The following is a 24,751-nucleotide window of genomic DNA, read 5'->3' on the forward strand; positions in this document are numbered from 1 at the left end:
ATACTTCTCGCACAGCCTGAATGCCTACGGTCAACGAGAGACGCCGTGCCCAAGGTGTTCGACGTCGTTGGAGTTGACGGGGCTGGACGCGTCCCTGCCGGCGCGGGCGAGGGTGTCGCTCACGGACGGTTGCCAACCCTCGTGGATATCTGGGGCTGAGCGAGCGAGCTCCTACGAGCGCTTAGTCGATTCCTGGGTACGTGACTGCGGCGGTGAGGATGGCTGCGGCCGTACCAAGGCAGAGCGGCCGGTACACCGTGTTGTCCAACCGAATGAAGCGTGGGGAGGGTTCCGCCAGACCGAGGACCCTGGTGGCCGCCCGTCCGCCGACGACGCCGCGCGCTGCAACGCCGGTGGCCACGGCGACCCTCGCCACCGTTGCGGCCCTGCCCATCCCACCCGCTCCCGCCACCAACGCGGCCGCAGCCGCCGCGAGTCCAACGACGGCGAAGCAGGCTCGGGCATCAGGCATGGTGTTGCTCCCCACCACAGCATCGGCCAAGTCGGCCCGGCTGCGCATCGGCCATGCCGAACCGAGGCCCCACGCGGTGTGGAGCAATGCCGCCGCCGCGAACGCCGACGAGCCGGTGAGGCCTGCGATGCGCGCCTTCGTTCCCAGAGAACGACTGGTGAAGACCGGGAGGGTAGTCATGCCGCCAACATATCCCGGGCACTGCAGTAAGGACCTGCTGCCCAATCCGATGAGTGGGTTGCAACCAACGGCGCGCACACCTCCGGCGTGAGTGCATCGTTTTGGCAGCAACGGCCACGCGACGGGGTCACCCAGCACGGATCGCCGCCGCGCTAGACGAGCTCGGCGGTGATTCGAGATGACCGCCGATCTGAAAGCGCGCCGGTGGGTGATCGATCCGCCGATCGGGTACGCACCCGCGGAACAGTTGCTCAAAAACATGGGCTCCCGCGGCCCCCGCTCGCCAAGAAGAACTACGCGGCAGCGGTTGTCGAGATGCAGCCAACTGGCGGAACATCCTCGCGGCGAAGACATTCACCCCAGCGAAGTAGGGTTTCTCTCACATGCCAATCAGGGCTACGGAACGCGGCGAACCTCGCCCAAGTTGAAAGGGCGGCGCGGCGTGAGTAGCTACGAGGAGGTCGAGAACTCCGTTCGTGAGTATGCGTCCGACGCCACGGTCCGGGCGCAGGTCGAGTTCGGGACCGCGGTCACGCGGGAGCTCCTCGCAGCGGATGGCGTGGCAGCGGCAGCGGCAGCAGAGCTGACGGAGGCCGGGGCACGCGCCGTCCGTGCGGCGGCCGACGGAGCAGGTACGGCGTCTGCCGAGCAGGTTCGGGTATGGATCGTGCAGATCGACGAGGGCGATCTGTCGGATGGCGACATGGATCCGGATCTCCTGCGCGCGATCACCGCGCTGGAGGCGTGGGCCGCCTATCTGGAGGAACGATCGTCGGAGCGGATCGCCGCACTCGGCATCGCCCTGCTCGAGCAGGCGGACTTCCAGGCGAGTGGGGCGCCGTTGGATGACTTCCTCGCGCCGCCGGAGACTCGGCGGGCGTTCGAGCGGATTCGTGCGGCGCTCACCGAGCCAGCGATCCACGGAAGCGAGCCGCCGGCTGTGTTCGAGAACAGCATCACGATCGATGCCGCGGACAAGGCGGCTGTCCGGCGGTCGATCGTCGATGCGGCGGTGTCGCGTCGCCTGCGGATCGCAGGCACGATCGCGCTCCCGATCGCGCTTGTCGGCGGCATCGTGTTGGCGGTGGCGGGTCGCCCCGTCGGCGTGTTCGCATCCGGGCTGATCGCAGCCCTCACGCTGCTGCTTGTCGTCTTCGTGGTCATCCTTCGTCGCGTTGCCGCGAAGACGGTCGAAGACGGCATGAGTGTCGGATCGCGACTCACGGTGCGGATCGATGCGGACGGGCTGGGGCTGGATGGCAGGTTCGGCTCATCGCGTGCGCCGTGGAATTCGCTCTCCGACGCGGTGCGCATCAAGGGCGGCATCGTGTTTCGGAACACGGCGGGGAAGGCGGCATTCTTCGTGCCAGGTCGCGCGCTCGACGACACGGCACTTGCACTGGTCGAGGAGTACATCGATCGGGATGGGACAAGGACCGGACATGAGTGACGAGGGTCGCGATCAGGCGTGGCGGGACGAGCTGATCCGCCTGGGCGGCAGCATCCATCAGGACGAGGCGGGGCCGCTCAGCGATGAGGAGGACGCCGTCCAGCAGGCGGGCATCGATCGGTACCTCACGATGCTCGATGCCCTCGACGGGCGGGCCATCGAGGCGGAAACCATCGAGGCGATCCTGTGGTCGTTGCACCCGCTCGACGACTACGGCATCTACGAGGCCGCGTACGGCGTGCTCTCGCAAGCCGATCCGGCAACGGGGGGAGCCGCCACCGCCCGGGTGCTGCCGAACTGGCTGGAGTCGCGCGGGGATCACGACAGCATCCGCACCGGCTCGATGTTCGTCACGGGTAGCGAGGACGCGAGCCGCGCGTTCCTCACGGTGACCGACACCTGGGGCGATGCGCAACGCGCGCTCGTGCGCCGAACGCTCGGCCGCTGGGTCCGTGAAGACGGGGAGTGGGAACCGATCCACGAGGCACTCGGCGGCACGAACAGGAAGCCGGTGCTCGATCCGATCCCGGACGACTGGCCCGAGGACTGGAGATCCGCAGCCGAGGCGTTCCGCGAGAGCGGCCGTGTCGATCGCGCCTGGACGAACGAGAAGGACCTCCCGAGCAACTTCGACCGCGTGTTCGCGATCATGGAGCTCGGCCACGGCGTGCGCTGGCGGGAGGTGCCCGACTTCCTCAACCCGCTGCTCATGCGTCGGAGGAACGAACTCCCGAAGTTCATCGGTGCGCTCGCCGCGCTCGCTGACGATCGCCGCGAACGTATCGTCATGGCCGTCGACGCCGCGCGCCCGGACACCGCCGAGTACCTGCGCGGGCTATTGGAACGACCCTAACGGGTTGCGCGGCCGACCTTACTTACTCACTCATCACTGACAGCGAACTTCAGCAGCGCGGTCAAGGAACTACTTCTCCAGTAGTAGCGGAGTTGTAGGTTCCGGATTGTCCGATCGGCTTGCAACTTTCAAGATCTCCCACGACAGTTGTCACTGAAACCCACGGTGGGCTTCGGCGACATCGTGGCGACAGGGGAGACCACCAGAGCGGTCGTGCTCACGCAGATAGTCGGCAACCTGATCCTGATCGGGCTGGGCGTTCGGCTGCTGACCGCTTCCGTCCAGTGGCGCCGACAGCAACTACAGAGCACCGAGCCCGGCACCTCCTCCGGCCGAGGATGAACAGCGCCGGGCGGAAGGCCGCCCGCACCACGCCGCCGATAGACAAGCGCGTCCGGCGGCACCCCGCAGCGTTGCGCCCGGTCTACGGGCCCGGTCGGGCGGTGTTGGTCAGAGTCCGGAGCCTATTTCGACGCGGCCTCCAGTGACGGCTGCGGCGAACGCGGCGTGGTCGCGTTCGTTCTGGTCGGCGTAGGTTTCGGCGAAGTCGGCGATCGCGGTCTCGAAGGTGTCGGTCTTGCCGAGGTAGGCGGCCAGCGCGACCCGATCCCCGGAGCGGGCGTGCGCGCGGGCCAGGGTCCAGCCGCACAGCCCGGCGTAGAGCGCCAGACCCCCGGGAATCATCCGTTCGATCGGGAAGGAGAACTTCCAGTCACGCAGCTGGCGGACGTAGAAGTGGCGTTCGACGCCGTCGGGCCCGGTGGAGGGTTGCCATCCCAGGAAGATGTCGCCAGCCGCCTGCATCAGGTGCTGCCCGGCGACCACCCGTTGCCCCTCGTCGGCGAAGTCGCTGCGGCCGCAGAAGTCCGCCAATACCGACGCCTGCGCCTCCTTGGCCTGCAGGAACAACGGTTCCTGCCCGTCGCCTCCGTCGAGCAGCAGAATCCACGCCCGGGTGCCGACGCTGCCCACCCCGACGACCTTGCGCGCCATCTGCACCAGGGCGAACTGCTGCAACAGGTGGCGACGGTCGGAGCGCAGGGTGCCCACATAGCCGGTCAGCAACTCTGTGATCTGCGCGTAGAGCGCGTCGACCTGCACCCCGGTGAACACCTCCTCGGCCGGCACGATCAACGGTGGATCGCTGACGATGCGTTGCCGCCCGTCGACGGTGGTGGTCAACTTGCTCACCGCCTGCATGCTGTCCCGGGTGCGGGCCTTGGCCAGCAACTTCTCGGTCTTCTTCGCCCGTTTCTTCTCGAGCTGAGACCTGAGCTGCCGCAGGCCGTCTTCGACGTTCAGGTGGGCATACCAGACGTCGAGGAGCGGCATGTCCGCGAACTCGCGCAGCGCGGAGCGGTAGGCCCCCACTCCGGCCAGGATCACCCGCCGGCGCTGCTTGGCGGAGAAGTCGTTGTCCCGCCCGGCGACGGCCAGACTCGCCGCCAGCCGCTTGACGTCCCACTCAAACGGACCGGGCAGCGTCTCGTCGAAATCGTTCACGTCGAACACCAGCCGGCGTTCCGGTGACGCGAACGCACCGAAGTTCGACAGGTGCGCATCCCCGCACAACTGCACCCGCAGACCCGAGGTCGGGGTCGTGGCCAGGTCGGCGGCCATCGACAGCGCCGCCCCCCGGTAGAAGGTGAACGGCGAGAACAGCATTCGGCCGTGCCGGATCGGCACCAGCTCGGGCACCCGGGTCCGGGCCTGACCCACCAGCTGCTCCACCGGGTCGCGGCCCGGCGCCGGATCGAACTCGCGGTGCGCGTCCAGCGGCGCCCGGGCGCGGGCCGCCTTCCCCGTCGCTCGTCTCTGCTCGCGGGTCTCACGCTGCTCCGGCATGACCGCGCCACCCCAATCCTTCTCCCGGGGCCCGGTGACGGCCTCACGTTATCCGGGGGTCGAGGTGAGGGTCCCAGCTCACGTCGATCGCGACCCGGGAATCATACTGCCGGGCCAAGCCCGGTGAACAGAGGAACCCGGGCGGTCGCGGATCCGGCTGCCGCCGCCGGCGAGACGATCGACGGGCCCACGCACCCGACACGCCGGACGGGGTATCGACCGAGCCACACGTCGGCGATACTGGATGGGACGTCCGGCTCGTCTCGAGAAGGGGTGTCAGAACGATGAGAATCGTTGCCGATCCGATCCCCGGTGGCGACACGCTGCCCTTCCCCCCACCCCCACCCGGCAGCATCGCCGGACGCACCATGCAGGAATCGGTGTACCGGCCGACGCCAAAGAAGCGCCGACTGCGCGAGGACGCACCCAATGTGTTGATCGTGCTGATCGACGACGCCGGCCCCGGACTCCCGGACACCTTCGGCGGCGAGGTCCGCACCGACACCCTGACCCGGATCAGCACCGAGGGGGTGTCCTACAACCGATTCCACACCACGGCGATGTGCTCACCAACGCGGGCGTCGCTGCTGACCGGCCGCAACCACCACCGCGTCGGCTACGGCCAGATCGCCGAACTGGCCAACGACTGGGACGGCTACTCCGGGCACATCCCCCGCTCCAGCGCCACCGCCGCGACGGTCCTGCGGCACTACGGCTACAGCACCGCCGCGTTCGGCAAATGGCACAACACCCCCGCGGAGGAGACCACCGCCGCCGGACCGTTCGACAACTGGCCCACCGGGGTGGGCTTCGACTACTTCTACGGCTTCCTCGCCGGCGAGGCCTCCCAGTACGAACCCAACCTGGTCCGCAACACCACCCTCGTCTCGCCCCCGAAGACCCCAGCGCAGGGCTACCACCTCAGCGCCGACCTCGCCGACGACGCAATCGACTGGCTTCGCAAACACAAGGCGTTCGAGGCGGACAAGCCATTCTTCCTGTACTGGGCCAGCGGCTGCCTGCACGGACCGCACCACATCATGAAGGACTGGGCCGACAAGTACGCCGGCAAGTTCGACGACGGCTGGGACGCCTACCGGCAGCGCGTCTTCGCCCGTGCCAAGGAAAAGGGATGGATCCCACCCGAGGCAGAACTTACCGAACGGCACCCGGACATGTCGGCATGGGACGAGATCCCCGACGACGAGAAACCGTTCCAGAGGCGGCTGATGGAGGTCGCGGCCGGGTTCGCCGAACACTGCGACGCCCAGGTCGGTCGCCTCGTAGACGAGCTGGACCGGCTCGACTACGGCGAGAACACCCTGATCTTCTACATCTGGGGCGACAACGGCTCCTCCGGTGAGGGACAGAACGGGACGATCTGCGAACTGATCGCCCAGAACGGCATCCCCACCACCGCGGCGCAACACATCGCCGCCCTCGACCAACTCGGCGGACTCGACGCACTCGGGTCCCCGAAGACCGAGAACCAATACCACGCCGCATGGGCCTGGGCGGGAAGCACCCCGTTCAAGGGCATGAAGCTGCTGGCATCACACCTCGGCGGCACCCGCAACCCGCTGGCGGTCCGCTGGCCGGCCACCATCACCCCCGACCCGGTGCCGCGCGACCACTTCCTGCACTGCAACGACGTCGTCCCCACCATCTACGACATCGTCGGGATCACCCCGCCCCGGACGGTGGACGGATTTCCACAGGACCGACTCGACGGCGCCGGGTTCGCCGAGACCCTCCTCGACCGGGACGCACCCGGCGGCAAACCCACCCAGTACTTCGAGGTCATGGGCAGCCGCGCGATCTACCACGACGGGTGGATGGCATCGGCCTTCGGGCCGCGAGTGCCGTGGCTGCCCGGCTTGCCGCCCGGCATCACCGACTGGACCCCCGACGGCGACGTGTGGGAGCTGTACCACCTCGACGACGACCACACCCAGAACCACGACCTCGCCGCGCAACACCCCGGCAAGCTCGCCCAGCTCAAGGAAATCTTCGCGATCGAAGCGGCGAAGAACAACGTCCTGCCGATCGGCGGCGGACTGTGGATCCCGGTCCTGCACCCCGAACAACGCATCACCCCGCCCTACACCCGGTGGGAATTCCCCGGCCCCATCACCCGGATGCCCGAATTCTGCGCCCCCGCGCTGGGCAACAAGAACAACCGCGTCACCCTCGACGTCACCGTCCCCGACCACGCCCACGGTGTCCTTTACGCGCTCGGCGGCTCCGGCGGCGGACTGACGTGCTACCTCGACGACGGTTACCTCTGCTACGAGTACAACCTGTTCATCCTCATGCGCACCCAGATCCGCGCCGAGACACCACTGGCCAGCGGCCGCAGAACCATCGAGGTGATCACCGCATACACCGAACCCCGCCCCGGCGGGCCGCTGCACGTCACCGTCAGCGTCGACGGCGAACAGGTCGCCGACGGCGTCGTCCCGATCAGCGTGCCCCTGATCTTCACCGCCAACGAATGCCTCGACATCGGTAGCTGCCTCGGCTCACCGGTATCCTTGGACTACGCCGACCGCACCCCGTTCCCGTTCACCGGCCACATCGACACCATGCGCGTCGATTACACCTGACCGGCCCGGTCCAGCGTCGACGCCCGCACACCGTCGCCGACCACGCCGCATCACCGAAGCGGCCGCCACGGCGACACCGCCTGCCCCCGGGAACGGCTCGGCGGCTCGCCACCCGCCAGTGCTGCGAGCAGTTCGAACATCGACTTGGTGCGGGTCCGCGAGGGAACGCTGACCCTTCTCGTCCCGAAGCTGCCCCCTCGCCGAAACTCGCTGACCGATCTGCTCGATCTCACCGACCTTGTGACCCAAGGCCTCGTGTGCGACCAATTGCAGAAAGTCAATCCGGTGGTGTGGACGGCGGAAGCCGACGAGAAACCTCACGTTCGCCAACACGTCGGATCGCAGCCCGACCAGATCTCGTGGCGCCAACCATGCGCTTCAAGGATATTGGTTACCCACTCGAACACCGATCGTACTTTGGCCTCCGCGAGCGCTTCGGGCGCCTTGACGTTGACGACCGTCACCGTTCGGACCGAATGAACGAGGAGGTAGTCCGGGATCTGCCGGCGTACAACCGTGCTGCCTTGCACTCCACAATCTGGAACGGTTGCACCACAACTACTTCCACGGATGGTTCGAAGTCCGCCAGTAGCAGTCGGGACAGTTCGAGCCGCGATTCGCACTAGACGTGAGCACACATCGTCGCCGACCAGTACCACCCCGGGAAGCTCCGCTGTCCCGCGTACCAAGTCAGTGACCGGACGGGCTGGATCCCAACGAGATGGTCGACGCCCACCGCCTCGAACGGCAGTGTCGACCACCGGCCAGATTCGCTCCTGACTCGGATGGCCAATCCATCCACATTCAGTCTCATGGCAACGCCACCCGCCCCGATGAATGCTGTTGGAACGTAAGCGCCCCCGACTCGGCTGAGCCAGCCGGACACCAGCACCGCTCAGCGGCACTGCGTGCCACGAATAGAGGGCGGCTGCTGTCAAAATGCGGCCAGTTGGGACATATAGGCTGGATTCATGACAAGTGTCGGACAATTAGGCCCGGAAAGGGCCGACTAGATCCGGAACCTACAGTGGTTGTCGGTTCTGGACCGACTTGTCCGATCGGCCTTCGGCTTTCAAGATCTTCCACGGAAGATGACTTGGAAATTCCGGCTGTAGATGTCTTTTTCCGCAGGTCCCCGGGTACCGAGCATCCAAGGATCACGGTCTCGGGCACCTGAGCAGCGGTCGTTGCCGCCCATTCGCCCACATGGATTCCGGTCGGAGCGGCGTTGGCACTCGATGCCGAGGCACACGGTCGGCAAGGGCTCCCGGACTCCGTGCCCCATTTCGTCTGTGCAGGCATGCAGCCCAGAACGACCGCCAGGACCAGGGCCGCTCCACTCCACTCCACCCGCCACGGTGACCGCCGTCTGTCCATTTCCGCAGATCCGATCGGCCCGGGTCTGGAGGTCCATCGCACCCGCGACGGGTCCGGGGATGCGACGACCCCGGAGAAGATCTACAGCAGGCGTGCAGTTCTCGAAGCTCGAGCCGCCTGAGCCACCCGCCTCGCCGCCACCGCCGCAACGAGCCGTACCAGGTCCGGTGCTGTGCCGACGTCCAAGCCGGTGAGTGTAGCGACCTTCCGCAGCCTGTAGGCCACCGTGTTCGGATGCACGTGCAACGCAGCGGCCGCGGCGGACCTGTCGCAGCCCGCATCGAGGTGCGACTCCAGGGTCTCGATCAAGACCGGGTGGGACTCCAACGGCGACAGAAGGTCCGCGAGCAACGGCGTCGCTGCGCTCGGCCGGGTCAGGTGATATTCGAGCGCGAGGTCCCGGAGTCGCACGGTGCCGTTGCCGCGCCCGCAGCGGCGGGCGACGTCGAGGACCTCCTGGGCCTGCGCGTACGCCTGTGGCACTTCCTGTGGCGCGGCCACCGACACCGCCGTCAGGACCGCGGCGCCGATCGTCCGTTCCATGTCCCGCAGGTTCCGGCTCAGTTGCGCGTACTGAGGGCTGTCCTGCCAGTCGTCCGCTCCCGGGTCGGGCTCGAGAATCGGGATCAGGACACCGCCGCCGCTGCTGGTGAGCACGCTCAGCGCGTGGTCGCGGCCGACGTTGTCCAGCTCGCGCTGCAATCGCCGTACCTTCCGGCGTTCTGCTACCACAGCGTCGATTTCGGCTGACCGCTCGTCCGGGTGAGGTTCGACGTGGAGCGACAGCACCCAGTACAGGCGCGGAAGATTGACCCCGAACCGCTCCGCCGTTCCCGTTGAGTTCGATCCGGACGTCAACTCCAGGAACAACTCTCGCCGCGCTGGGTCGTCCTCGCCGTGAACCGCCGGATCGGAGCCGTAACCCGCCAACACCGCGGTTGTGGCTGCCCGCAGGTGCTTGTGCAGCAGCGCCCCGGCCCGCGACAGGTCAGTGGTGTCCTCGGGTCTGGCGAGGTCACCAATCAAGTTCCACCAGTGCTCCACAGCGAGGTGATACGCGTGCAGCACCTCCGCCAGCGGAACCAGTTCCTCCGCCCGCCGCCGCGCCGATTCACGGATCCGCATCAATCCGTCATCGCCCGTCGCCTGCGACGACCGCAGGCTCGCGATGAGCGCCTCAAAGTTGCACAGGATGATCGCCGCGACGTCGCTACGTACCGCCTCTTCCGGCAGCAACCGGTAGAACGGCACCTGCCGCCATATCAACGCGACCGTCTCCGCCACGATCGTGTGGGTGCGCTGGGCGAGCTGATCGGCTACCGGTCGGCCGCCGAGAACGATGCTTTTGTCTACAGGCACAACACTTCTCCGATAGTCGGTTCGCTCGAACAACGACGACCTGTCGCTTTCCGGCGAGTATGTAATACGCGTCACTCTGGGATCGACAAATTCGACCGCACGGCGCCCGCCCGCCGACCACAGGAGGTGTCCCCGTGCGTTCCGTGACCCGAACCGTCTGCACCGCGACTGCCGCGGCCTGTCTGCCGGCCATCGACGCCAACCTGGCGCACTACGCGGACGCCGTGCCGGCTGAATCCGCTGCGCCACTGCACCCGACCGCACTGGGTACACGGGCGAACGGCACCCGTCGGGTGGATGTGGACTCAATTCGTATGCGGTCCAGTCTCGCCGACTGACCGTGCCGATCAAGTTCGAAAGGTAAACCTTCATGCGAAAATCCCTCAAACTGTTCGCGAATGCCGCAGCGACGGTTGCGATGTGCGCGACACTCGGGCTCACGGGCCCGGCCGGAACGGCGGCCGCCGAGTCGCCCGGGATCCCGAGCGTCGGGCACGACTGGGCGGGTGCAGGGCCGTACACGCCGAACGTCTCGATCGGGCTGGTACACACTCTGTACTACCCGCGTGAGCTAGGCGCACGCGGCGAGAAGCACCCCGTTGTCATCTGGGGGAACGGGACCGGCGTGCTCCCCGGTGCGTACACCTCGTTGTTGCGCCACTACGCCAGCCACGGATTCATCGTGGTCGCCGCCAATACCCCGGCGAGCAACTTCGCCGTCACCATGCGGTCGGGAATTGACCTCATCGCGGGCAAGGCGTCTAACCCATCGGGCGTCTTCTTCGGCAAAGTCGATCTGGAACACATTGGTGCGGTGGGGCACTCACAGGGCGGGTCTGCGGCGATCAATGCCGCGATCGACGACCGCGTCGACACCGCCGTCGCGATCCAGCCGGGCCCGCTCAACGATGTCGACCTCATCGACGAGCCCGTTCTCTATCTCGCCGGTGAGGCCGACGCAATCGTCTGGCCGGCGGTGGTGCGGACGATGTACGAGGACGCCGACCACGTGCCCGCCGAGTATCTGGAACTGCGCGGCGCCACGCACTTCGGCACATCGATCTCCGGCGGCGATATGCGCGGACCGAGCACGGCGTGGCTGCGGTACTGGCTACTCGACGATCCGAACGCCCGCACCGAGTTCTTCGGCGCGAGCTGCGGATACTGCACTGACACCCAGCAGTTCTCGGACTTCGACCGCAACGATCTGGCCCGGCAGATCCCGGGCTGACGGTCAAGTCCCGCACTGGAGTGCACTGTGTGCGCTGCGCACAGCGGATGTCACCCCGTCGAAGGCATGGTCTTCGACGGGGTGACGAGCGCATCGATCAGCAGTGCCGCTGCCTCGCCGCGATCGCCGCACGTGGCCGAACTCGACGAGGCGGGCAGGGTGGTCACCGGATGCCGCTCCACAATTGCCGTTGCGGTGCATGCGGATCCGTCTGCACGGCGGAGACGGTGTCGAAGCGCATCGTTGCTCGGTCACGAACGGAGTATGGCGCCCAGCCGGGATCGCCGTGTGTCGCGAATGCGATCCACGCGGCGTGCATGGTGTCGGCCAAGTCCTGCGGCGGGCGTGCTCCCACCACATTCTCGAACCCCCCGAGGCCGAGGTTGTCGAAGACGAACGGGATCTCGGCGGTATGGCAGGCGCCCAGTCGGCCGTCGAACGTCGGTGGTTGCCACGCGAATTCGTAGGCGTAGGTGCGTCCCCGGCCGTTGTCGGCATGCGCCTCGGCCAACCGGATAGCGGGTATCCGGTAGAACCAGTCGGTGCCGACGGCCGCGAGTAGGTCTCCGGGACCGGCATTCGGATCGGCTTCTCGGTAAACCGGCAGCGCGACATCGAGGTCGAGCCCGTACGCGGCGACCGCGCCATGCGACAGCTCGGCTGTGACCGCGTCGATCGCGCCGACCGGAACCAGGAAGTAGCGGAATTCCTCGGTGTTGCATCCGATCAGCACGTCGACGTCGCCGCCCGCGCCGTCCGCTATCGCTTCGGGCGGCGCGACCGGGAGCACCTCGCCGTCCACCACGGGCTCGAACGGCATGAGGTTGCGCGTCACCTCACCCCACCGTTGCGGATTCGGGTCGGCTGACACCGCGGCCCGCAACTGTTGCTGGGCGGCCAGTACCCGGTCCGTGGGCATAGTGGCGAGGGCTTCCCGGGTTGGCGAAATCCCCAGCAGGGAAGCCAGTTCTTCCGAGATCCGCTCGGCGGTCTCGGGCCGTATCGTGTGGTGGGCCGCGCCGCTCTGCAGGATTGCGCGCTGGAACAAGCCTTCGGCTTGTGGGGAGGCGAGTAGCGCTCCGATGCTCATCGCGCCGGCGGATTCGCCGAATACCGTTACAGCCGTGGGGTCGCCGCCGAAGGCTGCGATATTGTCGCGAACCCAGCGCAACGCCGCGATCTGGTCGCGCAGGCCGAGATTCGTGGCCTGCCCGCGTAGATGTCCGAACCCGTCGACGCCGAGCCGGTAGTTGATGGTCACCAGCACGACACCGTCGCGGGCGAATGCGGTGCCGTCGTAGGCGGTGGTCGAACCGGAGCCGTTGGTGAACGCACCACCGTGGATCCATACCATCACAGGCGCCGTGCCGTTCAGATCCGGTGTCCACACATTGAGGTTCAGGTAGTCCTCGCCCGGGATGAACACTTCGGAAATCAGCACATCGTAGGGAGGTGCATACGGGGAGGCCGGTGCGGTCGGTCCGTACTCGCTCGCGTCTCGCACTCCGTCCCACCGGGGACAGGGCTGGGGTGGAGCGAACCTGCGCGCACCGACCGGTGCGGCCGCATAGGGAACTCCCTTGAAGGAGACCACACCCGTGGTCGGATCCGTCCGGCCGCGTACCGCTCCGTCGGTGGTGGTGACGACCACACTCTGCGCGGTGCGTGTCATCGCACCGCTCCTTCGTCCGCTCCGACGATGCGGAGGGCGTAGCGAACATAGTTGTCGGCCACCTCGTCCGGGGTGAACGGCTCGTCCGGCCCGAACCACTGCGCCACCTGCAGGGCCATCCCGCCGATGGCTATCGCACCCAATTGGAGGCTCTCGATTCGGAAGACGCCGTCGCTGACACCGCGTTCGAGCGTATCGAGCAGCAGTCGGCTGCACGACGACCGCAATTCCAACGCGGGGGCGGCCAACTCCTCCGGTAGCGCGTGTAGCTCCGAGTTCGTCACCACGGCCAGCAGGGGAAAATCCGTGTGCAGCAGCACATGTTCGCGAACCAACGCCGACAGCTGGGCCACCGCTGCGGGCTCGGCGGCCGCCAGTGCGTTCGTCAGGCGTGCATGCAGCTCGCGGTGTCCGATCAGTACCAGCTCGGCCAGAATCTGTTCCTTGGCCCGGTAGTGCGCATACAGGCTCGCCGAGGTGATCCCGACCTCGCCGGCGATCCTACGGATGGATACCGCGCTGTATCCGGATTCGGCGAAGAGTGCCAGTGCGGCTCGAAGTATCGTCCCCCGCGTTCCGGCAGGCGCCACGCCCTCTGGTAGTTCCACGGGCACTGCGGCCACCCGCCGCGGTTTCCACACAGACACATCCACGCGAGACTCCTCCGTCATGCTCCGATTTTGCTTGCCTACCGATCGATCGGTTGACAGCGTACGCGAGGTGGATCGATAGTTAGGCACTTCACAGTGACAACCGATCGATCGGCAGGTCTATTAACGTGACAAATCTGGCAACCACACTGACGGCCTCGGCCCGGCGGCACCCCACCCGGATCGCGGTGATCTGCGGCGAGCAGCAACTCACCTACGCCGAACTGGAGACAGCCAGCGCCACACTGGCGCTCGAACTGCGCGAGCGCGGGGTTCGGTCCGGCGATCGCGTCGCAATGATGGTGCCGAATGTCCCGATGTTCGCGATCGCCTACTACGCGATCCTGCGATCCGGCGCGATCGTGGTGCCCATGAATCCGCTCCTCAAACCCCGTGAAGTCGCGCACCAACTCGCCGACAGCACGGCAGCGCTGTTGCTCGCCTGGCACGAGGCCGCAGAAGCGATCCCCGGCGCGGCGCTCGCCGACGTCGAATGCGTGACGGTACATACGCATTCGGCCATGAACCGGTCGCCGGTGCATGATGCCCAGGCCGCCGTTGAGCTCCGCAAGCCCTCGGACACCGCGGTCGTCCTCTACACCTCGGGCACCACCGGCAAGCCGAAAGGCGCTGAGCTCACTCATCACAACCTCATGCGCAATCAGGAGGTCACCAGCACCAACCTGCTGAAGCTCACCGAGGACGACGTCGTGTTCGGTGGCCTGCCGCTGTTTCACGCGTTCGGGCAGACCGTAACCCTGACCTCGGCCATCGCCCACGGCGCATGCCTCACGCTATTGCCCCGATTTGACGCCACAGATGCACTGCAGGTCCTGACCCGCGACCGCGTCACGGTATTCGTCGCCGTGCCGACGATGTACGCCGCGCTGCTCGCGCACCCCGACCGTGCCGACTGTGACCTGAGCGCGCTGCGGGTTTGCGTGTCCGGCGGCGCGGCGTTGCCGGTGGAGACGCTGCATGCCTTCGAGAAACAGTTCGACACAACGATCCTCGAAGGATGGGGGTTGTCGGAGACCTCACCGGTGGCGTGATTCAACCATCCGGACGCGATGCGCAAGGCCGGCAGTATCGGTACGCCGATCGACGGCATCAGAATGAGCGTGCTCGGCGAGGACGGGCGGGAAATGGCCGTGGGGGAGGTCGGCGAACTCGCGGTGCACGGCCACAACGTCATGAAGGGCTACTGGCGTCAGCCCGCCGCCACCGCGGCAGCGCTCTCGGATGGCTGGTTCCGGACTGGCGACCTCGGCCGGGTCGACACCAACGGGCACTACTGGATCATGGACCGGAAGAAGGACCTGATCATCCGCGGCGGATTCAACATCTACCCACGCGAGATCGAAGAGGTCCTCTACGAGTGCCCCGACGTCGAAATGGCCGCCGTCCTCGGCATTCCCGCGCCCACCCTGGGCGAGGAGATCGGCGCTGCCGTCGTACTCCGGCCCGGCTCACGAACGACGCCCGAGGAACTGCGAATCTTCGTCCGCGAACGTGTCGCTCCCTACAAGTACCCGCGGCACATCTGGCTGGTCGACGAACTTCCCAAGGGTGCCACCGGGAAGATCCTCAAACGCGCGATCGCCATACCCGAGGGCGTCATCGCTGCTGTCTCGGCATGAAAACAGCCACGCCGGCGAGGAGCCGGAACAACCGCCGCCGGGGAGCAATCGAGCGCAGCTTTGACGACCCGGATGTGGTCGGCGGCGCTGTTCCTGGTCAGCACACGACGAGGATCGTCGCCACGATTTGATCTGAAGGTCGTGGCATACAGCATCCACGACACCGCCGTGAGCCAGGCCCGGCCGGCTTCTCGCGGGCTCGGCGGCGCCCGTGGCCGACTCAGTGGCGCGGGTACACGGGCTGCGTACCGCCGTCCGCCATGCGCCGGTACCGGCCGATGCCGACCGCGAGGCCCTGGTGTGACGCCGTCGCGGCAGTGTGCCGATGACGCGAAGGGGGCTGAGCGTGGTCCGGCAGCTCACCGCCGCGGATCTGACGGGCGTGATCCGGATCCGCAGCGGCGAGATCGCGTCAGCCGTCGACCCGCGCCCGCGCGGCCGCTGCGGCGTCGTGCCGGCCGAGAGCCTCGTGGGCGTCGCCCTCCATCAGCGCGACCCGGACCGCGAGCCGCGGTGCCTCGGTCACCCGCGGCGCGGCGTCGGCGAGCACCGCGAGGGCCTCCTCGTGGCGGTCGGTCGACAGCAACGCCTGCGCGACGACGATCAGTGCGCTGCCGGAGCCGACGACGTCCTCGGCTGCGGCGTAGGCGTCGGAGGCGGCGAGCCCCGTCCGTACCGCCTCGTCGAACCGGCCCAGCTGGGACAGTGCCCGAGCCGTCGAGTCCTCGATGTCCGCACGGGTCCACGGCTCGGCATGCTCGGCCGCAGCCCGTAGGTCCTCGAGCCCGTCCTCATCGGCGAACTGGCACCGAGCCCGCCCACGTGCGTGCAGGAGGTCGGCGAGCGCGTCCGGCTGATCGGTGAGTTTCCGGGCGTCCTCGACCGCGCCGTCGAGGGCTTCGACGGCGTCCTCGTCGTCGAACTGCATCATCAGAAGCCCGAGTTCCTTGCCGACCCGTGCCGCCACCGCGTAGTCCTTGCCCGCCCGGGCCAGCTCCCGGCCCTCGGCCCACACCGCGACCGCTGCCCCCGGCTCGCCGGCATCGCGCCTCGCGTAGCCGAGCCACAGCAGGGTCAGGGCACGGGATGCGGGCTCGGTGTCCCGGGCTTCCTCGATCTCCGCCACCGTCGTGAGTTCGTCGACGGCCTCGTCGGGGCGTCCGGACCGCACGAGCGTCACGCCGAGCCTGTAGCGGTGGCCGACGGACTCGGTGCCGGCCAGATCCGCCTCGCGCATGGCCAGGCGCAGTCGGCCGGCCGCCTCGTCCAGCCGGCCCAGGTTGTCGCAGATCTGGGCGCTCAGGGCAGCCAGCGGGGCGGTCACGGACCGGGCCGCGTGGGCAACGGACAGGTCGAGCGCGGCATCGACTGCGGTCAGCGCCTCCTCGAACCGGCCGCCGCCCGCCAGCAGCTGGGCCAGCAACCGCAACAGCACCGTTCGGCGTCCGGGGGCGGTCGACGGGGTCAGTTCGGACTCGAGCCAGGCGAGCGCCGCATCCCCGCCCTCGGCGCCCAGGATCGTGTCGACCTGCTCGTCCAGCGGGCCCGCCCCCGTCACCTCGTCGACGAAGGCCGTCGTCGCGGCCGGGTCCGCCGAGGCCGGAGGTGCCGGCACAGCGTGTGTCGTGCCGATCGGCAGGTCCCAGCGTTGCCCAGCCAGAGTCCTTGCGGCGGCGACCTTCTCGCTGCGGCGCTCGGTGCGGTTGCGCTCGTCGAAACGGGTCGCGAGTTCCTCGGCGGCACGCCAGGACGCCTGTGCCAGTTCGGCGACGGTCCAGGGGCCGGTGTGCGCGCCGAAGAACCGGCGCAGGGGCTCCGCGTCGGCCCCGCGGACGTGCTCGTGGCCGATCCCGGCTCGGTCTGCGGCCGTGCACGTCACCGCGAAGGCGGTGAGGGCGTCGAGGTGCGCGACCGCGTTGAGGTTGTCGTGCGCCAGCCAGCCGATGTGCCGCTCGAGCATCTCCAGCGCGCGCTGGGCGTTTCCGGTGACCGAGAGGAAGATCAGATGCTGCCCGATCATGTCGATGTTGTCGACGTTGCGGCGCGCGAGTCGGTAGCCCCGCATGTGCATCTGCTCGGCATCGTCGAGACGACCGACCTCGAGCAGCGGCACCAGCGTGTGGGCCATCGCCCGCTCCGGTTCGTCGGCGCACCCCATGTCCTTGTCCAGCATCTCCTGGACGACGGCCAGTCCGGCCTCGAGGTCCCCGGTGGCGAGCCGGAACTGGGCCTCCTCGGAACGAACGCACGCCTCGCAGTGGCTGTAGTCGTCGCGCGGGGTCCGTCCCAGCTCCTCCAGGTAACGGGCGGCCTCCTCGATCCGGCCCGCCTCGAATGCCTGCCAGAACCGGGTCTGCACCACCCCGGACAGGCCGACGCCGGCCTGCCGGTACGCGGTCTCCATCTGTTCCATCGACTCGGCGATCGTCGCCCGCGGGAACATCGGGTTCGAGGCGAGCGCGTCGGCGATCCACTTGTGGAACCACAGCAGGTCGTGGTCGTCGACCTCGGTGGGGAAGGTGGCCGGGTCGGCGGCGTTTCGCCCGACGCACCACGCGAAAGCGGTGAGCAGGGCGTCGGTGTCGCCTGTTATGGAGGCGGACTGGATCAGGCGCATCCGCACGGCGTAGGCGGCGGCCTCGTCGCCGGTCTCCTCGGCGAGCGTGATCGCCCGCTCGATGAGTTCGCGTTCCGCCGGCCCGTAGGACGTCGAGTCGATCTCGCTGATCAGTGCGTCGAGGGTGGTCTCAGTCGGCATGGTCGTCCTTGTCGATGGTGGAGGGGGAGTGCGGTCCGGGATCGGTGACGACGCCCGCGTCGAGGCCGACGGACAGGTGCACGATGTCGGTCATGGCGTCGGTGAGGGCCGCGCGGTCGGCGGCCCGCAGCGGCCGGTGCCCGGCGAGCAGCGCCTGGACGTAGAGGATCCGCACCGCGCGCGACAGCACGGCCTCGTCGTCGAGGGTGGCGAGGGTGCGCACCAGGCGATTTCGCCAGTTGAGGGCGAGCCGGCCGGTGGTGTCCCCGTCGGACGCCGCGGCCTCGTCCACGCGGCCGAGAATGTCGGCCCACAGTCCGCCGGCTTCGCTGGCCTGTTCGCGGCGCAGACTGCGGAGCACCGCCTCGTCGGCGACGTACAGCGCGGGAACGCTGTCCGGCGCGAAGGCGCGCACGGCGGTCGCACAGTCGAGGTCGGCCAGCGCGGCGTCGGCGCGTTCCTGCAGTCGCCGCGAGGCGGCCCGCTCGGCCAGCGGCGGTACGTCCAGGTGGTCGATCTCGTCTGCGACGGTGACGATCTCAACCTCGGAGCCGGGCACGAACTCCGGCAGTCTCGCGGCGATGTCCGCGTCGTAGACGTAGCCGCCGTTGACGATCGGGGCGCCGCGGCGGGCGATGCCGGCCAGCTGCCGGAACTCGTCGACGGTTCGGGTGTACCGCACGGTGCCGCGTCGGGCGGCCTCGCCGAAGGTCGTCGGTCCCTCGGTGGTCTCGATCGGCAGGTGGGGAACGATGAACCGGGCCAGCTCGTCGTCGTGGAGGACGAGCGCACGGAGCGCGAGGTGGTGGACCGAGAGGAACGCGGCGAGCCGGTGCGGCGCCTCCGCGGCGAGTCCGATGACCCAACGGCGGACCGCGGCGCCCAGTTCGGCCCGGGTCGTCTCGAGTGCGTCGTCCTCGATCAGGGATTCGCGGGAGGCCGTCGGGTGTAATCCCGTGGTGTCGACGACGGACCGGACGAAGAACGCCCAGTCCGGCAGAAGGTCGTCCATGCGCTCGGAGAGCAGCATCCCGCCGAGGTAGACGCGGCTCGACTGCCGCTGGCCGGGGGACAGCGCGAACGGCAGCACGAACGCGGTACCCCGAGTGCCGGTCGACGGCACGTGCACCGGAAAGGCCGCGAACGGTTCGGCACCGACGATCTCCCGGCCCAGCTCACGCAGCTCCGGCGAGGGGACTGCCGTCCGCTCGAGGAACGGCGCCGGCCGGGTCACCGTCTCGCCGGCAACGGTGACGCGCACGGGAAGGTGCCGGCCGAAGCGGTCGGCCAGGTCGCGCACGCCGGCGGGTGAGACGAGGCCGGCGGCGTCGTGGCGGGGAACCAGCTCGACCCGGGTCCCTGCCGGTAGGTCGGCGGAGAGCTCGGTCACCGTGAACGTGCCGTCGACGCGCCCGACCCATTCGACGGCGGGCGCGCCGGTGACCGACCGGGACCGAACCCGGATCTCATCGCTCACCATGAAGCAGCTGAGCAGGCCGATCCCGAACCGGCCGAGGCGGTCGGTGCGGGGAAGGTCGAGGATGTCCCGCTTGGAGCTGCGGCCGACCGTCGCGAGCAACTCGCCGACCTCGGCGGTAGTCAGCCCGACGCCGTCGTCCTCGACCGCGAACACCGCGCCGGCGGCGGCGGGCAGGACCCGGATGGTGCCGTCGTGGTCCGGCTCGAACTCGCGGCGGGCCGCGATCGCATCGCACCCGTTCTGCAGCAGCTCACGGACGAAGACCTGCGGCCCGGTGTAGATGCTCGCGCTGAGCAACTCGATGATCCCGCCGAGGTGTACCTGAAATGGACGGCTGTCGCCGTCTGCTCTAGTAGTCATCGGGGACAGAGCCTATCGAGCGGGTACGACATTTCAGCCAGGGGAGATGCGGCCCCTGGTCCTCCTGCGCGATCGGCGGTTTTTGCGGCCGACAGTCATCGCGGGGGCTGCACTCGAGGTGGCCGTCGGGAGTAGTTCAGTACGTCGCCGGGAGAGAGTGCCGGACTGACGACCGCGGGGCTACCGCCTGAATCCGCGCAGAGCGCCACGTGTGCGGAGCGGCTCGAAAGCCTCGAACCAGGCCGGTGGATCGAGGTTGACTCCGTCGTCGGGCGGGACGCCGGTGAACAGAGGCAGCACATCGTGGTTCTCGAACAGGTAGTCCAACGGGCTGTCCCACGCGGCATCGTCCACGATGTTCGGGCTGCCCGCGAACTGGTCGTGGAAGTGACCGTCGCGATACAGATCCGACGCACGACGCAGGATCAGGTGCAGCGCCATCTCCTCCCCCCGTGCACGTCGGGTGAGGCTGGCGACCGGCCTCGACGTCGGAAGCGAGGTCGTCGCACGCCCTCGCTGCTTCCCGGCGCCATTTCACGAACTGGCCCCACGTGGCCGGGGGATATTCGACTTGTCCAATCGGCCTGCGGCTTTCAAGATCTCCCACGGCAGATGCCCTGGAAACTCCGGCTGTAGATGCCCCTTTCCGCAGGTCCTCGGGCACCGGGCAGCAAAGATTTGCGAGATGCCACGCCAGATTGACCAGGCAGGACGCGAAGGGGCCGCGTCCGACGCGGCGCTCCGTTCAGCGACCAAGTTCGGGATCGATCACCGGACCGCCGCTGCGCGAGTACCCGGCACAGTGCGGTCCGGTCAAGGGCCGGCCGTCGGGACGCACCGGTCATCGTTCGGCGTATGGGGCACCCCATCGACGATCATCGACGGCATGGAGAACACGAGCGCCCAACCAGACGACACCGTGCGAGAGTCATACTCGGCCAGATCCCAGGAGTACACGGATCTCTTTGGCTCCATGACCTCGACACACCCATCCGATCGGGCACTGGTAAGCAGCTGGGCCGCCACCCTGACAGGTCCCGTGCTTGACGCCGGGTGTGGTCCGGGGCAGTGGACGGACTTCTTGGCCGAGTGCGGACTAGCTGTGAGCGGAATCGATCTCGTTCCTGAGTTCGTTGAACGAGCCCGTATGGAGTACCCAGACCTCTCCTTCGAAGTCGGCAGCTTCGAGGCAGTGGACGCCGCAACAGAATCACTGGGTGGTGTGCTTTCCTGGTACTCGCTCATTCACCACAGTCCGCAGGACATCCAGACTCCGCTCGCCGAGTTCGCGCGCGTAATTCGGCCCGGCGGAGGGTTGCTGGTGGGCTTCTTCGAGGGAGCAACCGTAGGATCTTTCGACCATGCCGTAACCACGGGCTATCGATGGCCAGTGGCTGAACTCAGCCAGGAGTTGGTCACGGCCGGCTTCGAGGTGATCGAGGCACATACACGAACGGCGAGCGACTCCAGGCCTCAAGGCGCAATCACCGCACGCCGGCAGAGCACCCGGTGAGGATCCACCTACGGTGATGCACCTTGATGGACAAGCGATTTGGGGCAGCCTGGGCTCGCATTCAAGCTGGCTGCCGAAGCGCCGGGCCTTCGTGAGCATCTCGCTCAAATCCCGCCAAATTCGATGGCGCACTCCGTCGCGCGTCCTTCCGGTGCCGCGCGCCGCTAGACCACCAGATTAGATTCTCGCCCTGGCAATTTCGACCGAGAACCCAACCCGGTTCCCGACATGTCAACCACGACAACCGATACAGCATCCAGGCACAGCAATCGACCAGAGAGCAGAACGCGAATGACCATTCCAGCCCGTATCACCGATGGACCTGAACGAGTGCTGCTCGAGAACATGCTCGACCGCAACAGGGCCGCGCTCATCGACGTCGTGCGGGGCCTGGTCGAAGTCGAGGCACGGCGCCGCCTGGTCAGCTCGCTGACCACGCCGATCGGATTGCTGAAGCACGCAGCAGTGGCTGAACGGAGATGGTTCCAGCACTTCCTTGCGGGCCTGCCCGAATCCGAATGCGACGGTCCGATAACGCCCGGTGACCCCAGTTTCGTTGTCGGTGACGATGAAACCATCGCCGGCGTGGCCGCAGAGTTCCAGCAGGCGAGCGAACTTTCACGTGCGATATCTGCTGGATACTCGCTTGATGTCACCCGGGAGCACCCGATCGTCGGCACAGTCAGCCTGCGGTGGATCTACCTGGGCCTCATCGAGGACTTCGCACGTCATGCAGGACACGGCGACATTCTGGTCGAACAGATCAACGAACGCCGCCAGTCTTGACCGACCGTCATCAGGCGTCCGATCCGCCATGCCTACCCTTCTTTGTTTGTTGTGCGTTTGTAGCCCCGCGGCCCGTTCGTGGTGCTCGGTTCGTGCGTTTGTTGCAGGTTCCGCATCTACTTGTCCGATCCGCCTCCGGTTTTCGAGATTCTCCGCGACAGTTGTCACTGGAATTCCGGGCGAAGTTGACCCAGTCCGCGAGCACCACGGCAGACGAGCAGAAATCTCTAACCAACCCCTAAGAGTTCACTAATGAGCCCCGAGTTTCCCGCTCATAAGTTCGGAGATGTCGAGGCCATCCGGCCGCGCCCCGAGCGAGGAGAGCACCCATGCGAAAGTCCATCATCAACACCCCCGTCCGCCGGCGAGTAGCCATCACCACAGCCGGAATCGCTGCTGCCGCGGCGCTCGCCGTGCCCGGCGTTGCGTGGGCCACTGGCTCCCCCTCCGAGACCGCGCCGGTCGTAGTCTCCGCCCCCGTAGAGAATGTGGCCCCGGCCGCGCAGTCCGGCACTTCCAACGGTGAGTGCGCCCGCGACCTGAGCCAGGAAGAGGTCGACGCACTGGTCGCGAAGGGTGAGATCAACCCGGCAGACATCACACCCGCAAGCGCTCTCGAACCCGCGGTCGCCGCCAGCGCCGAGGAGATCCGCGCCAACGAGGCAGCCGGGGGCGCGGATACGAGCGCCATGCCCGCCGAGCCGGCCTGCTGACCCGGTCAGTGATGCGGGCGGCCGAGCCTCGTTCCTCCGTGCTCAGGCTCAGGCTCGATGGATCAGGTGACTGACCCCGCCCGCATCCTGATCGTCGCCGACGACAGCAAGGTCCTCTCGTCCCTCACCCCGGCCTACAGAACAATGTGTGTCCGGCACGTCCCTACATCGAAAAGACGTGTCGGCGCGAAGACACGATTGACAGATCGCGACGAACTCTAGCCGCGACAGCTGTCGACGACTCGACCCCGTCGCCACAGGAGAATTCCATGCTTGTGACACTACGTGCCATTGCGAAATGGCCGACCGATACCAAAATGTAGCCATTTTGGACATATAGGCTGGAATTATGACAAGCGTGGGACATGTAGGTCCGGAAAAGGACAACTAGATCGGGAACCTACATTTGTGGTTTTCGAGTTGCCGCGAAGATCGACAGGACGCGCCTGCGCACTTGACCGAGGTCGGGCGTGTCGGACGCGCCTGCCAATGTAGGTGTGTCACCGAACTCAGAGACAAGTCGTCGCATCCATCAGGATGTGAGCATGAAACACGCGCAAACGCACGCGGACCGGATCGCCGGGATCCTGACCGACCTCGACCGACTACGAGCAGCCGATCTGAGGACCACTGTCGTCTCGCTCGGCGACCGGGAGGTCACCGGCTACAGATGCCGCATCCACGGGGCAGCCGTGCATCGTTACGAGCACGCTGCTCCCGCGGACCCGGACACGCTCGCGGCATTCGAGAACCGCGTCGGCGTCGGCCTTCCGGCCGACTACTGCGAGTGGATCACCCGGGTGGGCGACGGCGGAGCCGGACCGATGCTCGGACTGCTCCCGCTGGCGCAGGAGGCCGAGGACGCCGCGATCGACTACGCCGCGGACTTCCCCTTCACCGCCGAGCGACCCTGCGCGCCCGCCGCCGAGGACTCCGAGTTCCAGTGGTCGGAGAACATCGGCCGGATCCACCGAGGCGCGACATTCCTCGCGGACGAGGGATGCGGCATGTACGACCTCCTGATCCTGCGCGGCCCGGCCGCGGGGCAGGTGTGGTGGCACAGCTATGAGCACGCCGCCGCGCTGCCGGTGCTCCACCCGGACACCCGCGAGCCGCTGACGTTCCTCGACTGGTACGAACTCTGGCTCGCCCGCGCCCTCGATCCGGACGTTGACCAGGTGGGGAGCTTTGCTGAGTTCGCCGATCACGGCGCGAACCACGCCTGAGGTGTCACCTTCCTCCTGCAGCGCTTGCGATGACGATCGCCGGGTGTCCTTCGGGCTGGTCCATGGGCGCTCGTCGCTAGATCTGGCCGAGTATGGCTCTCAATGCGGCGCCTCATCTGCCGAACGACGACCGGTGCATCCCGATTCCCGGCCATTGACCGGACCTCGCTGATCTGGGTATCCGCGTAGCGGTGGTCCGGTGTCGATCCCAAGCCTGGGCGCCTCGGGTCGCGGTGGCGTCCCGGCGGATCTCAGCCTCGAGCGGATCCGGATGAGCTGTGGGTCAGAGACGGGCAGGTCTCAGCGGCTCAATGACCTGGGCCTCGGAGCGCTCGCGCAGCTTGGGAAGCGCCTCGTCAAGGCCCGAGCCGAGCAGGTGGAGGGTGTTCATGCCGCGCGATTCCCACACCGGAAACTCCTCGTCGGCATTGCGGCCTGCGACGTCCCAGAGGAGAAGGTCGCCGTTCTCGCTCCAGCCGAAGACTTCGAGTCGTTCGGCGAGGTCCCAGCTACCGTCGGGCTCGATCATCCAGTCGAATTCCTCCTCTTCGCCCTCGCGGAAGACCGTGTGGAAGTGCTC

At 67.5% G+C, this 24,751-nt stretch carries 18 protein-coding genes and 3 pseudogenes; 12 read left to right on the forward strand and 9 right to left on the reverse strand.

Annotation, left to right across the window (positions count from 1 at the left end; genetic code table 11):
• Positions 1–181: 181 nt before the first annotated feature.
• Positions 182–652 (reverse strand): DUF3995 domain-containing protein, encoded by a 471-nt coding sequence (locus AC1DWC_RS19805; protein ID WP_477910765.1) that lies wholly within the window; start codon positions 650–652, stop codon positions 182–184.
• 178 nt (positions 653–830) lie between these two features.
• On the opposite strand from AC1DWC_RS19805, the gene AC1DWC_RS19810 reads away from it, so the two are divergent.
• From AC1DWC_RS19810 to AC1DWC_RS19820, 3 genes and pseudogenes are all read left to right on the forward strand, one after another.
• Positions 831–2,102, forward strand: coding sequence for a YcxB family protein (locus AC1DWC_RS19810; RefSeq protein WP_477910767.1), 1,272 nt, complete (start codon positions 831–833; stop codon positions 2,100–2,102).
• The gene (locus tag AC1DWC_RS19815) at positions 2,095–2,955 is read left to right on the forward strand and encodes a hypothetical protein (protein ID WP_477910769.1); all 861 of its coding nucleotides are present in this window, start codon (positions 2,095–2,097) and stop codon (positions 2,953–2,955) included. Before AC1DWC_RS19810 ends, AC1DWC_RS19815 begins: the two co-directional genes overlap by 8 nt.
• 147 nt (positions 2,956–3,102) lie before the next feature.
• Positions 3,103–3,297 (forward strand): annotated as a pseudogene (locus tag AC1DWC_RS19820) (hypothetical protein); the annotation flags it as partial.
• Positions 3,298–3,405: 108 nt separating this feature from the next.
• Here AC1DWC_RS19820 and AC1DWC_RS19825 read toward each other — a convergent pair.
• Positions 3,406–4,800 (reverse strand): DUF2252 domain-containing protein, encoded by a 1,395-nt coding sequence (locus tag AC1DWC_RS19825; protein WP_477910770.1) that lies wholly within the window; start codon positions 4,798–4,800, stop codon positions 3,406–3,408.
• 284 nt (positions 4,801–5,084) lie between these two features.
• Here AC1DWC_RS19825 and AC1DWC_RS19830 point away from each other — a divergent pair, with 284 nt between their 5' ends.
• Both AC1DWC_RS19830 and AC1DWC_RS19835 read left to right on the forward strand, forming a co-directional pair.
• Positions 5,085–7,406 carry an arylsulfatase gene (locus tag AC1DWC_RS19830; protein WP_477910772.1) on the forward strand — a complete coding sequence of 774 codons (2,322 nt, stop codon included), beginning with the start codon at positions 5,085–5,087 and terminating at the stop codon, positions 7,404–7,406.
• Positions 7,407–7,553: 147 nt separating this feature from the next.
• Positions 7,554–7,886, forward strand: coding sequence for a hypothetical protein (locus AC1DWC_RS19835; protein WP_477910774.1), 333 nt, complete (start codon positions 7,554–7,556; stop codon positions 7,884–7,886).
• Between the two features lie 978 nt (positions 7,887–8,864).
• On the opposite strand, the gene AC1DWC_RS19840 is transcribed toward AC1DWC_RS19835, so the two are convergent.
• Positions 8,865–10,175 carry a PucR family transcriptional regulator gene (locus AC1DWC_RS19840; RefSeq protein WP_477910776.1) on the reverse strand — a complete coding sequence of 437 codons (1,311 nt, stop codon included), beginning with the start codon at positions 10,173–10,175 and terminating at the stop codon, positions 8,865–8,867.
• Between the two features lie 101 nt (positions 10,176–10,276).
• Here AC1DWC_RS19840 and AC1DWC_RS19845 point away from each other — a divergent pair, with 101 nt between their 5' ends.
• Positions 10,277–10,480 (forward strand): hypothetical protein, encoded by a 204-nt coding sequence (locus AC1DWC_RS19845; protein WP_477910778.1) that lies wholly within the window; start codon positions 10,277–10,279, stop codon positions 10,478–10,480.
• Positions 10,481–10,560: 80 nt separating this feature from the next.
• On the forward strand, positions 10,561–11,373 hold the full coding sequence (locus tag AC1DWC_RS19850; protein WP_477910800.1) for an alpha/beta hydrolase family protein: 813 nt from the start codon (positions 10,561–10,563) through the stop codon (positions 11,371–11,373).
• Positions 11,374–11,536: 163 nt separating this feature from the next.
• Here the strand turns inward: AC1DWC_RS19850 and AC1DWC_RS19855 are convergent, their stop codons facing one another.
• Both AC1DWC_RS19855 and AC1DWC_RS19860 read right to left on the reverse strand, forming a co-directional pair.
• Positions 11,537–13,045 (reverse strand): carboxylesterase/lipase family protein, encoded by a 1,509-nt coding sequence (locus tag AC1DWC_RS19855; RefSeq protein WP_477910780.1) that lies wholly within the window; start codon positions 13,043–13,045, stop codon positions 11,537–11,539.
• A complete protein-coding gene (locus tag AC1DWC_RS19860) occupies positions 13,042–13,716 on the reverse strand; it encodes a TetR/AcrR family transcriptional regulator (RefSeq protein ID WP_477910782.1) in 675 nt (224 codons plus the stop codon). Before AC1DWC_RS19860 ends, AC1DWC_RS19855 begins: the two co-directional genes overlap by 4 nt.
• A 107-nt stretch (positions 13,717–13,823) precedes the next feature.
• Between AC1DWC_RS19860 and AC1DWC_RS19865 the strand changes: the two are divergent.
• Positions 13,824–15,335 (forward strand): annotated as a pseudogene (locus AC1DWC_RS19865) (long-chain-fatty-acid--CoA ligase).
• Positions 15,336–15,747: 412 nt separating this feature from the next.
• On the opposite strand, the gene AC1DWC_RS19870 reads toward AC1DWC_RS19865, so the two are convergent.
• The 3 genes from AC1DWC_RS19870 to AC1DWC_RS19880 all read right to left on the reverse strand — a co-directional run bounded on the left by AC1DWC_RS19870 (position 15,748) and on the right by AC1DWC_RS19880 (position 20,374).
• A complete protein-coding gene (locus tag AC1DWC_RS19870) occupies positions 15,748–18,093 on the reverse strand; it encodes an ATP-binding protein (RefSeq protein WP_477910784.1) in 2,346 nt (781 codons plus the stop codon).
• Complete coding sequence (locus AC1DWC_RS19875; protein ID WP_477910786.1) at positions 18,083–19,933, reverse strand: HSP90 family protein; 1,851 nt, start codon at positions 19,931–19,933, stop codon at positions 18,083–18,085. Before AC1DWC_RS19875 ends, AC1DWC_RS19870 begins: the two co-directional genes overlap by 11 nt.
• A 180-nt stretch (positions 19,934–20,113) precedes the next feature.
• Complete coding sequence (locus AC1DWC_RS19880) at positions 20,114–20,374, reverse strand: hypothetical protein (protein ID WP_477910788.1); 261 nt, start codon at positions 20,372–20,374, stop codon at positions 20,114–20,116.
• 445 nt (positions 20,375–20,819) lie between these two features.
• Between AC1DWC_RS19880 and AC1DWC_RS19885 the strand changes: the two genes are divergently transcribed.
• From AC1DWC_RS19885 to AC1DWC_RS19900, 4 genes are all read left to right on the forward strand, one after another.
• Positions 20,820–21,446, forward strand: coding sequence for a class I SAM-dependent methyltransferase (locus AC1DWC_RS19885; RefSeq protein WP_477910790.1), 627 nt, complete (start codon positions 20,820–20,822; stop codon positions 21,444–21,446).
• A 291-nt stretch (positions 21,447–21,737) separates the two neighbouring features.
• The gene (locus tag AC1DWC_RS19890) at positions 21,738–22,232 is read left to right on the forward strand and encodes a DinB family protein (RefSeq protein WP_477910792.1); all 495 of its coding nucleotides are present in this window, start codon (positions 21,738–21,740) and stop codon (positions 22,230–22,232) included.
• A 329-nt stretch (positions 22,233–22,561) separates the two neighbouring features.
• Complete coding sequence (locus AC1DWC_RS19895; RefSeq protein ID WP_477910794.1) at positions 22,562–22,945, forward strand: hypothetical protein; 384 nt, start codon at positions 22,562–22,564, stop codon at positions 22,943–22,945.
• A 545-nt stretch (positions 22,946–23,490) separates the two neighbouring features.
• Positions 23,491–24,171 carry an SMI1/KNR4 family protein gene (locus tag AC1DWC_RS19900; protein WP_477910796.1) on the forward strand — a complete coding sequence of 227 codons (681 nt, stop codon included), beginning with the start codon at positions 23,491–23,493 and terminating at the stop codon, positions 24,169–24,171.
• 283 nt (positions 24,172–24,454) lie between these two features.
• Here the strand turns inward: AC1DWC_RS19900 and AC1DWC_RS19905 are convergent.
• Positions 24,455–24,751: pseudogene (locus tag AC1DWC_RS19905) on the reverse strand (hypothetical protein); the annotation flags it as partial.

Source organism: Rhodococcus sp. P4_C10, assembly GCF_056402135.1.